Source organism: Cupriavidus sp. H18C1 (assembly GCF_049311595.1).
Taxonomy (GTDB): domain Bacteria; phylum Pseudomonadota; class Gammaproteobacteria; order Burkholderiales; family Burkholderiaceae; genus Cupriavidus; species Cupriavidus cauae.
In genome coordinates this window covers 916,511-928,889 of sequence record NZ_CP186008.1, presented here as the reverse complement: position 1 = coordinate 928,889, position 12,379 = coordinate 916,511, and the positions used below count along the sequence as shown (strand labels likewise).

At 69.7% G+C, this 12,379-nt stretch carries 11 protein-coding genes and 2 pseudogenes; 5 read left to right on the top strand and 8 right to left on the bottom strand.

What is annotated here, in order from left to right; all coding sequences use genetic code 11:
• Nucleotides 1–30: 30 nt before the first annotated feature.
• The 7 genes and pseudogenes from OJJOAM_RS04365 to OJJOAM_RS04335 form a co-directional block, all read right to left on the bottom strand.
• A complete protein-coding gene (locus tag OJJOAM_RS04365) occupies nucleotides 31–636 on the bottom strand; it encodes a Maf family protein (RefSeq protein WP_422648970.1) in 606 nt (201 codons plus the stop codon).
• A 70-nt stretch (nucleotides 637–706) separates the two neighbouring features.
• Nucleotides 707–1,176 (bottom strand): annotated as a pseudogene (gene rlmH / locus OJJOAM_RS04360) (23S rRNA (pseudouridine(1915)-N(3))-methyltransferase RlmH).
• 31 nt (nucleotides 1,177–1,207) lie between these two features.
• Complete coding sequence (rsfS, locus tag OJJOAM_RS04355) at nucleotides 1,208–2,038, bottom strand: ribosome silencing factor (protein ID WP_422648969.1); 831 nt, start codon at nucleotides 2,036–2,038, stop codon at nucleotides 1,208–1,210.
• A 100-nt stretch (nucleotides 2,039–2,138) separates the two neighbouring features.
• Nucleotides 2,139–2,873 carry a nicotinate-nucleotide adenylyltransferase gene (locus OJJOAM_RS04350; RefSeq protein WP_422648968.1) on the bottom strand — a complete coding sequence of 245 codons (735 nt, stop codon included), beginning with the start codon at nucleotides 2,871–2,873 and terminating at the stop codon, nucleotides 2,139–2,141.
• 9 nt (nucleotides 2,874–2,882) lie between these two features.
• Nucleotides 2,883–3,794, bottom strand: a complete 912-nt coding sequence (hemF, locus tag OJJOAM_RS04345; protein WP_422648967.1) for an oxygen-dependent coproporphyrinogen oxidase — start codon at nucleotides 3,792–3,794, stop codon at nucleotides 2,883–2,885.
• 126 nt (nucleotides 3,795–3,920) lie between these two features.
• Complete coding sequence (gene purD, locus OJJOAM_RS04340; RefSeq protein WP_422648966.1) at nucleotides 3,921–5,189, bottom strand: phosphoribosylamine--glycine ligase; 1,269 nt, start codon at nucleotides 5,187–5,189, stop codon at nucleotides 3,921–3,923.
• A 96-nt stretch (nucleotides 5,190–5,285) separates the two neighbouring features.
• A complete protein-coding gene (locus OJJOAM_RS04335) occupies nucleotides 5,286–6,011 on the bottom strand; it encodes a YebC/PmpR family DNA-binding transcriptional regulator (protein ID WP_149317928.1) in 726 nt (241 codons plus the stop codon).
• Between the two features lie 348 nt (nucleotides 6,012–6,359).
• Here OJJOAM_RS04335 and OJJOAM_RS04330 point away from each other — a divergent pair, with 348 nt between their 5' ends.
• Complete coding sequence (locus tag OJJOAM_RS04330; RefSeq protein ID WP_422648965.1) at nucleotides 6,360–7,907, top strand: helicase HerA-like C-terminal domain-containing protein; 1,548 nt, start codon at nucleotides 6,360–6,362, stop codon at nucleotides 7,905–7,907.
• A 29-nt stretch (nucleotides 7,908–7,936) separates the two neighbouring features.
• On the opposite strand, the gene upp is transcribed toward OJJOAM_RS04330, so the two are convergent.
• The gene (upp, locus tag OJJOAM_RS04325; protein ID WP_006577223.1) at nucleotides 7,937–8,587 is read right to left on the bottom strand and encodes a uracil phosphoribosyltransferase; all 651 of its coding nucleotides are present in this window, start codon (nucleotides 8,585–8,587) and stop codon (nucleotides 7,937–7,939) included.
• A gap of 346 nt (nucleotides 8,588–8,933) precedes the next feature.
• Here upp and OJJOAM_RS04320 point away from each other — a divergent pair.
• The 4 genes and pseudogenes from OJJOAM_RS04320 to OJJOAM_RS04305 all read left to right on the top strand — a co-directional run bounded on the left by OJJOAM_RS04320 (nucleotide 8,934) and on the right by OJJOAM_RS04305 (nucleotide 12,216).
• Nucleotides 8,934–9,876 (top strand): annotated as a pseudogene (locus tag OJJOAM_RS04320) (DMT family transporter).
• A gap of 85 nt (nucleotides 9,877–9,961) precedes the next feature.
• Complete coding sequence (locus OJJOAM_RS04315) at nucleotides 9,962–10,750, top strand: SDR family oxidoreductase (RefSeq protein WP_198751481.1); 789 nt, start codon at nucleotides 9,962–9,964, stop codon at nucleotides 10,748–10,750.
• A gap of 8 nt (nucleotides 10,751–10,758) precedes the next feature.
• Complete coding sequence (locus tag OJJOAM_RS04310; RefSeq protein ID WP_422648964.1) at nucleotides 10,759–11,175, top strand: methylglyoxal synthase; 417 nt, start codon at nucleotides 10,759–10,761, stop codon at nucleotides 11,173–11,175.
• Between the two features lie 66 nt (nucleotides 11,176–11,241).
• Nucleotides 11,242–12,216 carry a quinone oxidoreductase family protein gene (locus OJJOAM_RS04305; protein ID WP_422648963.1) on the top strand — a complete coding sequence of 325 codons (975 nt, stop codon included), beginning with the start codon at nucleotides 11,242–11,244 and terminating at the stop codon, nucleotides 12,214–12,216.
• Nucleotides 12,217–12,379 lie beyond the last annotated feature (163 nt).

The following is a 12,379-nucleotide window of genomic DNA, read 5'->3' as shown; positions in this document are numbered from 1 at the left end:
GCGGGCGTTGCGGTGTTGCGGCGCTGCGCCTCAGAAGCGCAGGCCGGCCTGTCGCAACAGTGCTGCCGTCTCGAACAGGGGCAGGCCCATGATACCCGAATAGCTCCCCGCGATCCGCTGCACGAACTCGGCGGCGCGGCCCTGGATGCCATACGCGCCGGCCTTGCCGAGCGGTTCGCCGCTGGCCACGTAGCGCGCGATCTCGTCCTCGCGCATCGCGCGGAAGCTGACCTCGGAGATCGACAGCGCATGGTGCGCGCCGAGCGTCGAGACGACGGTCACCGCGGTCAGTACCCGATGCGTGGTGCCGGACAGCGCCGCCAGCATCGCCGCGGCGTCGTCGGCATGCTCCGGCTTGCCGAGGATGCGGCCGTCCAGGCAGACCGTGGTGTCGGAGGTCAGGATCGGCGCGTCGGGCAGCGCGCGGTGCTCGCGCCGGCGCAGCGCGGCCTCTGCCTTCAGCGCGCAGACGCGCTGCACGTAGTCGTCGGGCGTCTCGCCGGGCAGCACCGCTTCAAGCGCCTCGGCGTCTTCGTCGTCGTCGGGCAGCAGCAACTGGTAGGACACGCCGAGCTGGGTCAGCAGTTCGCGGCGGCGGGGGCTTTGGGAGGCGAGGTAGAGGACGTCGTGGAGCACGGTGGCACGGGCGCGGCGGGCGCGCTCAGGGACAAGGGTGGGACGACGGTTCAGACCGGGCGAGCAGGGATCAGACCCGATGGTAAGGGTGGTTCTGCGTGACGGTCCAGGCGCGGTACAGCTGCTCGGCCAGCAGCACGCGCACCATGCCGTGCGGCAGGGTCAGGCTGGAGAGCCGCAGCAGCGTCTGCGCGCGCGCCTTCAGCGCGGGGTCGAGCCCGTCGGCGCCGCCGATCAGGAAGGCGACGTCGCCACCCTCGCGTTGCCAGCCGGTCAGCTGCTCGGCCAGCTGCATCGTGGTCAGGTCGCGGCCGCGTTCGTCCAGCGCGACGATGCGGCACTGGCGCGGCAGCGCGGCCTCGATGCGCGCGGCCTCGCGCTGCATCACGGTCGCCGCGTTATTGCTGGCGGTGCGCGCCTCGGGCTTGATCTCGCGCAGCACGATGCGCAGCTCCGGCGGCATGCGCTTGGTATCTCGGCGAAGCCCGCCTCGATCCAGGCCGGCATCTTGTGTCCGACCGCGACGATCAGCAACTGCACGGCGACGCGCTGCTGCGGGATGGGGCCCGGCTCAGGCCGAGCGGGTGGCGCGCTTGCGCGGTGCCGCGGTCTTGGCGGCGGCGCTGCGCGTGGCGGTGGTCCTGGCCGCGGTACGGGTGCCGGTGCCGGTTCCCGTCCTGGCCGCCGTCTTGGTGGCGGTCTTGGTGCCGGTCTTGGCGGCCGTCTTGGTGGCCGTCTTGGTCGCGGCCTTGCGGGCGGCGCCGGTACCGCTGCCGGTACCCGTGCGGGCCGGGGCCTTGCGCGCCGGCGCGGCGCCGCTGCTGCTGGTGGTGCGGGGGCGGGCGACCGGCTTGCGCTGCGTGGCGATCGCGTCCGGATCGGTGTCCTCGTGGCCCATCGGCGGCGACGGCTCCTTCATGCCTTCGGGCAGGCGGGCCAGTGCCGGGCGTTCGCCGACGGCGCGGCGCGTGGCGCGGGCGCGCGGCGCCTTCTGGCCTGCGTCCTCGTCGTCCTCGTCGTCCATCGGCTCGCTGGCCTTGATCAGCCCCCTGGCGGTGCTGCCCAGCTTCATCCGCACCGGCTTGTCGCCCCAGATCTCTTCCAGGTTGTAGTACTGGCGCAGCTGCGGCTGCAGGATATGCACCACCGCGTCGCCGCAGTCGACCAGCACCCATTCGCCGGTCTCCATGCCTTCCACCGCGACGATGTGGCCGCCGGCTTCCTTGACGGTGTCGCGTACCGAGGCGGCCAGCGCCTTGGTCTGCCGGTTCGAGGTGCCGCTGGCGATCACCACGCGGTCGAACAGTTCGGTCAGGTGCGTGGTGTCGAACACCTTGATGTCCTGTGCCTTGACGTCCTCGAGGCCATCGACGATGGCGCGTTGCAGTTTGCGAATATCCATGGTGCCTTGGTGGTGCCCTTGTATTTTGTCAGCGAGGGATCGGTGGCCGTGGCCGCGTCCCGGGCCATTGCCAACGGCCGGCCCGGTTCCACGGTCCTGCTCAGTCCTGGCGATAGAGTCCGTGGGTGGCGATGTAGTGTGCCACGCCCGGGGGGAGTTGGTCATCCGCGCGCTGGCCGGCGGCGAGGCGCTGGCGCAGGGCGGTGGAGGAGAGGTCGACGGCGAGCGTCTGGTCGATCCACATCCGGCCGGAGGGCGTGGATTGTATCAGGTGCGCGTCGGCGCGGCGTTGGGCCAGCGCGTCGCGCACCGGGCCGTCGAGCCGGTCCAGCGCGAAGCCGGGCCGGGTCGCCACGCACAGATGGACGTAGTCGAGCAGATCCTCCCAGCCATGCCAGGTGTGCAGGCGCAGCAATTGGTCGGCGCCCATCAGCCAGGCCAGCGAGGCCTCGGGGCCGTATTGCTCGCGCAGCTGGCGCACCGTGTCGATGGTGTAGCTCGGGCCGGCGCGATCGACCTCCATGCGGCTGGCGTGGACCCGCGCCGGCGCGTCGGCGAGGGCCGCGGCGGCCAGCTCGGTCATCGCCAGCCGGTCCGCGGCCGGCGTCACGTCGTTGCCTTTCTGCCACGACTGGCCGGTAGGGATCCACAGCAGCTCGTCCAGCTGCAGGTGGTCGATGCACAGCCGCGCCAGCGCGAGGTGGCCGACATGGGGCGGATCAAAGGTGCCGCCGAGGATGCCGAGGCGCCAGGGGCGGCCGTGCCGGGCGGGATGCGGGTCGTCGGCCTGGGCAGGCCGGATCGGCGCGCTGGCGGCGGGGGCGATGGTGTTCATCGTTGCGGTTCAGACCCAGTCGCGCGCCGGCAGGAAGTCGGTGTACAGCGCCGCTTCGGCGCTGCCCGGCTCGGGCTGCCAGTCGTAGCGCCGGGCGGCCTGCGGCGGCATCGACATCAGGATCGATTCGGTGCGGCCGCCCGATTGCAGGCCGAACAGCGTGCCGCGGTCGAACACCAGGTTGAATTCGACATAGCGGCCGCGGCGATAGGCCTGGAAGTCGCGCTCGCGCGGGCCGTAAGGGGTGTCCTTGCGCGCCTGCAGGATCGGCAGGTAGGCGTCGAGGAAGCCGTCGCCGACCGCGCGCATCATCGCGAAGCTGTCGTCGAAGCCGAGCGCGGAGAAGTCGTCGAAGAACACGCCGCCGACGCCGCGCGCCTCGCCGCGATGCTTCAGGAAGAAATACTCGTCGCACCAGCGCTTGAAGCGCGGATACAGCTCGGCGCCGAACGGATCGATCGCTCGCTTGCAGGTGGTGTGGAAATGCCGGCAGTCGTCGGCATTGCCGTAGTAGGGCGTCAGGTCCATGCCGCCGCCGAACCACCAGACGGGCTCGGCGCCTTCCTTGACCGCCAGGAAGCAGCGCACGTTCATATGGACCGTGGGCACGTAGGGATTGCGCGGATGGAACACCAGCGAGACCCCCATCGCCTCGAAGCCGCGCCCGGCCAGTTCGGGCCGGCTGGCGCTGGCCGAGGGCGGCAGCGCGTCGCCGCGCACGTGCGAGAAGCCGACGCCGGCCCGCTCCATCACCGCGCCGCCTTCGAGGATGCGGGTGCGGCCGCTGCCGCGCAGGCGCTCGGTGGGCGGCTTTTCCCAGGCATCGGTGGCGAACGGCTGTCCGTCGATGGCGGCGACGGCATCCGTGATGCGGTCTTGCAGATCCAGCAGATAGGCGCGGACTGCCTGGGAATCGATCATGTGCATGGTCAGGATTGTAGCCGCTGCCCCGTCATGGTGCGGCGAGGCCGGCACGCGGGGTGGCTTGTGCCGCGAGGGCATTCCCCCTCTCCCCGCGGAGAGGGCCGGGGAGAGGGGGAGAAGACCTCAGCGCTTGATCGCGCGGTAGCCGATATCCGAGCGGTACTGCATGCCGTCGAAGTGGATCTGCTGGGCCGCGGCATAGGCCGCGCGCTGCGCCGCCTTGACGGTATCGGCCAGGCCCACCACGCACAGCACGCGGCCGCCGGTGGTCAGCAGCTTGCCGTCGGCCAGCGTGGTGCCGGCGTGGAAGGTCACGCTGTCGTCGGTCTCGGCCGGAATGCCGGTGATCAGGTCGCCCTTGCGCGGCGCATCCGGATAGCCGTGCGCGGCCATCACCACGCCCAGCGCGGTGCGGCGGTCCCAGTCGAGCTCGACCGCGTCGAGGCGGCCGTTGACCGCGTGCTCCATCACGTCGAACAGGTCCGTCTTGAGCCGCGCCATGATCGGCTGCGTCTCGGGATCGCCCATGCGGCAGTTGAATTCGAGCGTCTTCGGATTGCCGTCGCGGTCGATCATCAGGCCGGCGTACAGGAAGCCGGTGTACGGAATGCCGTCCTTCTCCATGCCGCGCACGGTCGGCATGATGATCTCGCGCAGCACGCGCGCATGCAGCGCGGGCGTGACCACCGGCGCCGGCGAATAGGCGCCCATGCCGCCGGTATTGGGGCCGGCGTCGCCGTCCAGCAGGCGCTTGTGGTCCTGGCTGGTGGCCAGCGCCAGCACGTTGGCGCCGTCGACCATCACGATGAAGCTCGCTTCCTCGCCTTCCAGGAATTCCTCGATGACGACGCGCGCGCCGGCATCGCCGAGCTTGTTGTCGGCCAGCATCATGTCGACCGCGGCGTGCGCCTCTTCCAGCGTGGCGGCGACCACCACGCCCTTGCCCGCGGCCAGGCCGTCGGCCTTGATCACGATCGGCGCGCCCTGCGCGTCGATATAGGCGTGCGCCTCGGCAGCGTCGGCGAAGGTCTGGTAGGCGGCGGTCGGAATCTGGTGCCGGTGCATGAAGGCCTTGGCGAAGTCCTTCGACGACTCCAGCTGCGCGGCCGCCTTGCTCGGGCCGAAGATGCGCAGGCCCTGCGCGCGGAACACGTCGACGATGCCGGCCGCCAGCGGCGCCTCGGGACCGACCACGGTGAAATGCACGCTCTCCTGGCGGGCAAAGTCCGCCAGCGCCGCCGGGTCGGTCACCGGGACGTTCTGCAGCCGCTTGTCCAGCGCCGTGCCGCCGTTGCCTGGGGCCACGTAGACGACCTGCACCTTGGGCGACTGGGCCAGTTTCCAGGCCAGCGCGTGTTCACGTCCGCCCGAGCCGACAACCAATACTTTCATGATCCACTGCCAGAAGATAAAGCTTTGGGGAGGGCGGCCGCTGCATCGATGTCGCGACGGCCGCCGGGGAGAGGGGGAGGGGGCGGAAGCGCCGGCTCAGTCCTCGATCACTGCGTTGGTGAAGACTTCCTGCACGTCGTCGAGGTTTTCCAGCGCGTCGAGCAGCTTCTGCATCTTGACGGCGTCGTCGCCGGTGAAGCTGACCTCGTTCTGCGGCTTCATCACGACGTCGGCGACCTCGGCCTTGAAGCCGGCCGCTTCCAGCGCCGTCTTGACGGTGCCGAAATCGTTGGGCGGGCAGGTGACCTCGATCGAGCCGTCCTCGTGGGTGACGACGTCGTCGGCACCGGCCTCGAGCGCGGCCTCCATCAGCTTGTCCTCGGGCGTGCCCGGGGCGAACAGGAACTGGCCGCAGTGCGTGAACATGAAGGCCACCGAGCCCTCGGTGCCCATGTTGCCGCCGTGCTTCGAGAAGGCGTGGCGCACTTCGGCCACGGTACGGGTGCGGTTGTCGGTCAGGCAATCGACGATGATCGCGGCGCCCGACAGGCCGTAGCCCTCGTAGCGGATTTCCTCGTAGCTGGCGCCTTCCAGACCGCCCACGCCGCGCTGGATCGCGCGCTGGATGTTGTCCTTGGGCATGTTGGCGTCCATGGCCTTGTCCACGGCCAGCCGCAGGCGCGGATTCGAATCGGCATCGGCGCCGCCGAGCTTGGCGGCAACGGTGATTTCCTTGATCAGGCGGGTCCAGATCTTGCCGCGCTTGGCGTCGGCTGCGGCTTTCTTATGCTTGATATTGGCCCATTTGGAATGACCGGCCATGTTTCTCTCCGAGGCGGAACAGGTACGCGATGCGCGTGCAGCGCGGCAAGGGCAGCATGGCCGAAGGTGGGCGGCCGGGCCGGCGGGCGCTGGAAGCGCCCACGCGGCCTGTTGCGATGCACGCGCCGGTGATGGAATCATCAGCGGCAGGCCACGACTGCTGGCAATCACTGCTGGATATAATCAGCCCGGGATTTTATCACGCGGCCCTGCGCGCCAGACCGCCGGCCCGGCCCTTGCCGCGCCGGGCCGGGCGGGCTGGATTGCGCCGCACCATCGCCGCACTATCCCCGCACCATCGTTTCATCATCGCCTCGTCATTGCGTCCTTATTCACCGGAGCCCCAGCATGGCCGACCCCATCGTTATCGCCAAGAACGCCCAGCATGAACTGGCCCTGCTGCCGCAGATGGGCAATCGCCACGGGCTGATCACCGGCGCCACCGGCACCGGCAAGACCGTGACGCTGCAAACGCTGGCGCAGGGCTTCTCGCGGCTCGGCGTGCCGGTCTTCATGGCCGACGTCAAGGGCGACCTGACCGGCATCTCGCAGCCGGGCCAGCTGTCCGACAAGCTCGGCAAGCGGCTGGCCGACCTCGGCCTGCCCGAGCCGGTCTGGGGCGCCTGCCCGACCACGCTGTGGGACGTGTTCGGCGAGAAGGGCCACCCGGTGCGCGCCACCGTGTCCGACATGGGCCCGCTGCTGCTGTCGCGCATGCTCGAGCTCAACGACACCCAGCAGGGCGTGCTGAACCTGGTGTTCCGCATCGCCGATGCCAACGGCCTGCTGCTGCTCGATGCCAAGGACCTGCGCGCGATGCTGCAGCACGTCGGCGACAACGCCTCGCAGTTCACCACCGAGTACGGCAATATCTCGGCCGCCTCGATCGGCGCGATTCAGCGCGGCCTGGTCGCGCTCGAATCGCAGGGCGCCGACGTGTTCTTCGGCGAGCCGATGCTGAACCTGGACGACTTCATGCAGACCGACAAGGGTCTGGGCATGGTCAATATCCTGGCCGCCGACAAGCTGCTGCACGCGCCGCGGCTGTACGCGACCTTCCTGCTGTGGCTGCTGTCCGAGCTGTTCGAGAAGCTGCCCGAGGCGGGCGACCTCGACAAGCCCAAGCTGGTGTTCTTCTTCGACGAGGCCCACCTGCTGTTCAACGACACGCCCAAGGCGCTGCTGGAGAAGATCGAGCAGGTGGTGCGGCTGATCCGTTCGAAGGGCGTCGGCGTGTACTTCGTCACGCAGAACCCGATCGATATTCCCGACACCGTGCTGGGGCAGCTGGGCAACCGCGTCCAGCACGCGCTGCGCGCGTTCACGCCGCGCGACCAGAAGGCGGTCAAGGTGGCCGCCACCACGATGCGCGCCAATCCCGAGCTGGACGTCGAGAAGGCGATCGGCGAGCTGGCGGTGGGCGAGGCGCTGATCTCGCTGCTCGATGCCAAGGGCACGCCCGGCATCACCCAGCGCGCCTGGGTGCTGGCGCCGGGCAGCCGCATCGGCCCGATCGACGAGGCCGAGCGCAAGCAGCTGCTGGCCTCGTCGCTGGTGGCGGGTACCTATGAGAAAGCCGTCGACCGGGAATCGGCCTACGAGCGCCTGAAGGGCAGGGCCGCGCAGGACGCGGATGCGCAGCAGGGCGGTGCGCAGAACGGCGGGCAGGGCGGTGGACAGCCCGCGCAGCCGCAGGCCGGCGAGCGCGGCTGGCTCGACGAGGCCGGCGATCTGTTCGGCGGCCTGACGCGCGGCACCGGCAAGAGCGGCCGCGGCGATTCGATCCTCGAATCGATGGCCAAGTCGGCCGCCCGCACGGTGGGCTCGCAGGTCGGCCGCGAGCTGATCCGCGGCGTGCTGGGCAGCCTGCTGGGGTCGGGGCGCAAACGCCGCTAAGGCGCTGCGGCGGGCCCCCGGTATCGACCTCAGTTCTTGGTGCCGAACAGCCGGTCGCCCGCATCCCCGAGGCCCGGCACGATGTAGGCGTGCTCGTCCAGATGGCTGTCGAGCGAGGCCACGTACAGCTTCACGTTCGGGTGGGCCTTCTGGAAGACCTCGACGCCCTCGGGCGCCGCCACCAGCGCGACGAAGGTGATTGCCTCGTCCTTGACGCCGCGGCGCTTGAGCACATCGACCGCATGCGCCGCCGAATAGCCGGTGGCGACCATCGGATCGCACAGGATGAAGCTGCGGTCCTCCAGGTCGGGCAGCCGCACCAGGTATTCGACCGGACGATGATGCTCGTCGCGATAGACGCCGATATGGCCGATCCGCGCCGACGGGATCAGCTCGACCAGGCCGTCGCTCATGCCGACGCCGGCGCGCAGCACCGGCACGATGGTCAGCTTCTTGCCGGCGATCACCGGCGCGTCCATGCTGACCAGCGGCGTGTCGATATGGCGCGTGGTCAGCGGCAGGCTGCGCGTGATCTCGTAACCCATCAGCAGCGTGATTTCGCGCAGCAGCTCGCGAAAGGTCCGCGTCGACGTGTCGCGGTCGCGCATGTGCGACAGCTTGTGCTGGATCAGCGGGTGGTCGAGGATGAACAGATTGGGGAAACGCGGATCTTGCTTCATGGCGGGTAGCGGCTGGCGGTGAGGGCAGGGCGGAATCCGGGGGATCGCCCCGGTGGTGCCGGATTGTAATGGATGGACTCCGGGTCGTCCCCGCGGTCCGCGCGGAAGCGGGGACACAGTGACTGGCAACGCCACAATCGCTGCGGTCGAACCATCGAGCGCCGGGGCCCGCCTGCGCGGCGGCGACGATGCCCCGTCCGATGCCTTTGCGCCTTTTGACATACAATCCTCGCGTCTGTCCGGCGGCATTGTCGGGCGGCAGTGCCAAACAAAATTTCCCGACGTCATGCCTTGCCGCGCCCGCCTGTCGGCGACCGCGCGCGGACAGGCCGTTTGCACCATACCCGTGCCCGCATCCCAGAAATCCCTCGCCAGCCCCGCCGGCGCCTCCGCCGGCGCGCGGCAGCGCACCGGGCTTGCCGTCGCCGCCATCGGCGCGGTGCTGTTCTCCGGCAAGGCCATCGTCGCCAAGCTGATGTACCGCTACAACGTCGACGCGGTGATGGTGATCACGCTGCGCATGCTGTTCGCGGTGCCGCTGTTCATGGCGATCGGCTGGTGGCAGTCGATGCGGCTGCCGCCGCTGTCGTGGGCCGACCGCGGCCGCGTGCTGATGCTCGGCTTCATCGGCTACTACCTGTCGAGCTTTCTCGATTTCCTCGGCCTGCAATACATCACCGCCGGGCTGGAGCGGCTGATCCTGTTCCTGACGCCGTCCTTCGTCGTGCTGGCCACCGCCTTCGGCTTCAAGCGCCATATCAGCCGCCAGCAATGGATCTCGCTGCTGCTGGCCTATGCCGGCATCGTGCTGGTGCTGGCCCACGACCTCGACGTCAGCGGCAGCCAGGTGTGGCTCGGCGCCGCGCTGGTGCTGGGCAGCGCGCTCAGCTACGCGGTCTATCTGATCGCCAGCGGCGAGCTGGTGGCGCGCATCGGCTCGCTGCGGCTGGTCGCCTATGCGATGTGCGTGTCCACCGCCTGCTGCGTGGTGCAATATCTGGTGCTGGGACGCCCCCTGGGCCGAACTGCTGCAGCCGGCGCCGGTGATGTGGCTGTCGGTGATCAACGCGGTGTTCTGCACCGTGTTGCCGGTGTCGCTGACGATGATGGCGGTGGCGCGCATCGGCGCGCCGATGGCCTCGCAGGCCGGCATGATCGGCCCGGTGTCGACGCTGTTCCTCGGCTTCTGGCTGCTGGGCGAGCCGATCACCGTGGTGCAGCTGGCCGGCAGCGCGCTGGTGATGGGCGGCATCTATCTGCTGTCGCGCGGCAAGGCCGCGCGCAGCTGAATCGACGTGATGGCGGGCGCCTGAGCTGCATGGGAGCGCGCGCTCGAACAAGCTTGGACAACTAGCGAATCAAGGAGAAAGGAGCATGGATTTCGGACTGCGGGGCAAGCATGCGCTGGTGTGCGGCGCCAGCAAGGGACTGGGCTTTGCGTGCGCCGATGCGCTGGCCGCCGAGGGCGTCGACGTGGTGATCGTGGCGCGCGGCGCCGAGGCGCTGGACAAGGCCGCCGCCGATCTGCGCGCGCGCCACGGCCGCCGCGTGATCGCGGTGGCGACCGACATCACCACGCCGGAAGGCCGCCAGCAGGCGCTCGAGGCCGCGGCCAAGCTCGGCGACCTCGACATCCTGGTCAACAACGCCGGCGGCCCGCCCCCGGGCAACTTCCGCGACTGGAACCGCGAGGACTGGATCGCCGCGCTCGACGCCAACATGCTGACGCCGATCGAGCTGATCAAGGCCACCGTCGACGGCATGATCGCGCGCAAGTGGGGCCGCATCATCAATATCACCAGCGGCGCGGTCAAGGCGCCGATCGACGTGCTGGGCCTGTCCAACGGCGCGCGCTCGGGCCTGACCGGCTTCGTCGCCGGCGTGGCGCGCGAGGTCGCGCAGCATGGCGTGACCATCAACAACCTGCTGCCGGGGCCGTTCAATACCGACCGCCTGTACAAGACCATGGAAGGCGCGGCGAAGAAGGCCAACCTGACGGTCGACGAGGTCGCCCAGCGCCGCGCCGCGCAGAACCCGTCGCGCCGCTTCGGCGATCCGGCCGAGTTCGGCGCCACCTGCGCCTTCCTGTGCAGCAAGCAGGCCGCGTACATCACCGCGCAGAACATCCTGCTGGACGGTGGCGCCTACCCCGGCACCTTCTGAGCGCGCGCATGACGACCACCCCTGTCGCCGCGGTTCCCCCGCGCATCGCGCTGATCGCGCACGACCGCAAGAAGGACGACATCGTCACCTTCGCCCGCCGCCACCGCGACTTCCTCGTGCACTGCGAGCTGCTGGCCACCGGCACCACCGGCGGCCGGCTGATCGACGAGGTGGGACTGCAGGTCACGCGCATGCTGTCCGGCCCATGGGGCGGCGACCTGCAGATCGGCGCGCAGCTGGCCGAGGGTCGCGTCGCCGCGGTGATCTTCCTGCGCGACCCGATGACGCCGCAGCCGCACGAGCCCGATATCAACGCGCTGGTGCGCGCCTGCGACGTGCACGACGTGCCGTGCGCGACCAATGTGGCGACCGCCGACATGCTGATCGCCGAAATGCGGCGCCGCGCCGAGGCGCCGGCCGGCTGAGCCGGGCACGGCGTCGCTGCGACGCCGTGGCGCTTCCATCCGATCATCCCCAAGGAGAACCGAACCATGAGCAAAGCCATCCGCATCTTCGAGAACGGCGGTCCTGAAGTGATGCAGTGGGTCGACGTCGAGGTCGGCGAGCCCGGCCCGGGCGAGATCCGCATCCGGCAGGAGGCGGTCGGCCTGAACTACATCGACGTCTATTTCCGCACCGGGCTGTACAAGCAGCCGCTGCCCGGGGGGATCGGCATGGAGGGCGCCGGCGTGGTCGAGGCGGTCGGACAGGGCGTGACGCACTTGAGCGTGGGCGATCGCGTCGCCTATGCCGGCCGTCCGACCGGCGCCTATGCGCAGGTGCGCGTGATGCCGGCCGACATCGTGGTCAAGCTGCCGGACGACATCTCGTTCGAGCAGGCCGCGGCGATGATGCTGCAGGGCATGACGGTGCAATACCTGGTGCGCGACACCTACCGCGTGCAGCCGGGCGACACCGTGCTGCTGCACGCCGCGGCCGGCGGCATCGGCCTGATCGCGTCGCAATGGCTCAAGGCGCTGGGCGCCACCGTGATCGGCACGGTCGGCAACGACGACAAGGCCGCGCTGGCGCGGGCGCATGGCTGCGACCACACCATCGTCTACACGCGCGAGTCCTTCCTGGCCCGCGTCAAGGAGATCACCGGCGGCAAGGGCGTCGCGGTGGTCTACGACTCGATCGGCAAAGACACCTTCAACGATTCGCTGGACTGCCTGGCGCCGCGCGGCACCATGGTCAGCTTCGGCAATGCCTCGGGTCCGGTGCCGCCGGTCGATATCTCGGTGCTGGGGGCCAAGGGCTCGCTGAAGCTGACGCGGCCGACCATCATGACGTATGTCACGCAGCGCGACCTGCTCGAGCCGATGGCGGCCGAGCTGTTCGACATCGTGCGCAGCGGCAAGGTCAGGATCGAGGTGCGGCAGCGCTATCCGCTGTCCGAGGTCGCGCAGGCGCATCGCGAACTGGAGGCGCGCAAGACCACCGGGTCGACCGTGCTGATTCCGTAAGTACGGGGCGGGCGGCGCCAGGTTGCAATCGGGCCGCAGTCGGCCCGCAATCGGGCTGCCATGGGGCTGCCATGGGGCTGCCATGGGGCTGCAACCCCATCAAGCCGCAATGAGAAGGGCGCCAGTGGCGCCCTTTTCGTTTGCTGTTTGGTTTGCCCTTACT

Bases quoted from the DNA above. Each gene is read 5' to 3' on its own strand.
- OJJOAM_RS04310 (WP_422648964.1), top strand. From the start codon at position 10,759: ATGACGACCACCCCTGTCGCCGCGGTTCCCCCGCGCATCGCGCTGATC.
- upp (WP_006577223.1), bottom strand. From the start codon at position 8,587: ATGAAGCAAGATCCGCGTTTCCCCAATCTGTTCATCCTCGACCACCCG.
- OJJOAM_RS04330 (WP_422648965.1), top strand. From the start codon at position 6,360: ATGGCCGACCCCATCGTTATCGCCAAGAACGCCCAGCATGAACTGGCC.
- OJJOAM_RS04305 (WP_422648963.1), top strand. From the start codon at position 11,242: ATGAGCAAAGCCATCCGCATCTTCGAGAACGGCGGTCCTGAAGTGATG.
- OJJOAM_RS04350 (WP_422648968.1), bottom strand. From the start codon at position 2,873: ATGAACACCATCGCCCCCGCCGCCAGCGCGCCGATCCGGCCTGCCCAG.
- OJJOAM_RS04315 (WP_198751481.1), top strand. From the start codon at position 9,962: ATGGATTTCGGACTGCGGGGCAAGCATGCGCTGGTGTGCGGCGCCAGC.
- hemF (WP_422648967.1), bottom strand. From the start codon at position 3,794: ATGATCGATTCCCAGGCAGTCCGCGCCTATCTGCTGGATCTGCAAGAC.
- OJJOAM_RS04335 (WP_149317928.1), bottom strand. From the start codon at position 6,011: ATGGCCGGTCATTCCAAATGGGCCAATATCAAGCATAAGAAAGCCGCA.
- rsfS (WP_422648969.1), bottom strand. From the start codon at position 2,038: ATGGATATTCGCAAACTGCAACGCGCCATCGTCGATGGCCTCGAGGAC.
- purD (WP_422648966.1), bottom strand. From the start codon at position 5,189: ATGAAAGTATTGGTTGTCGGCTCGGGCGGACGTGAACACGCGCTGGCC.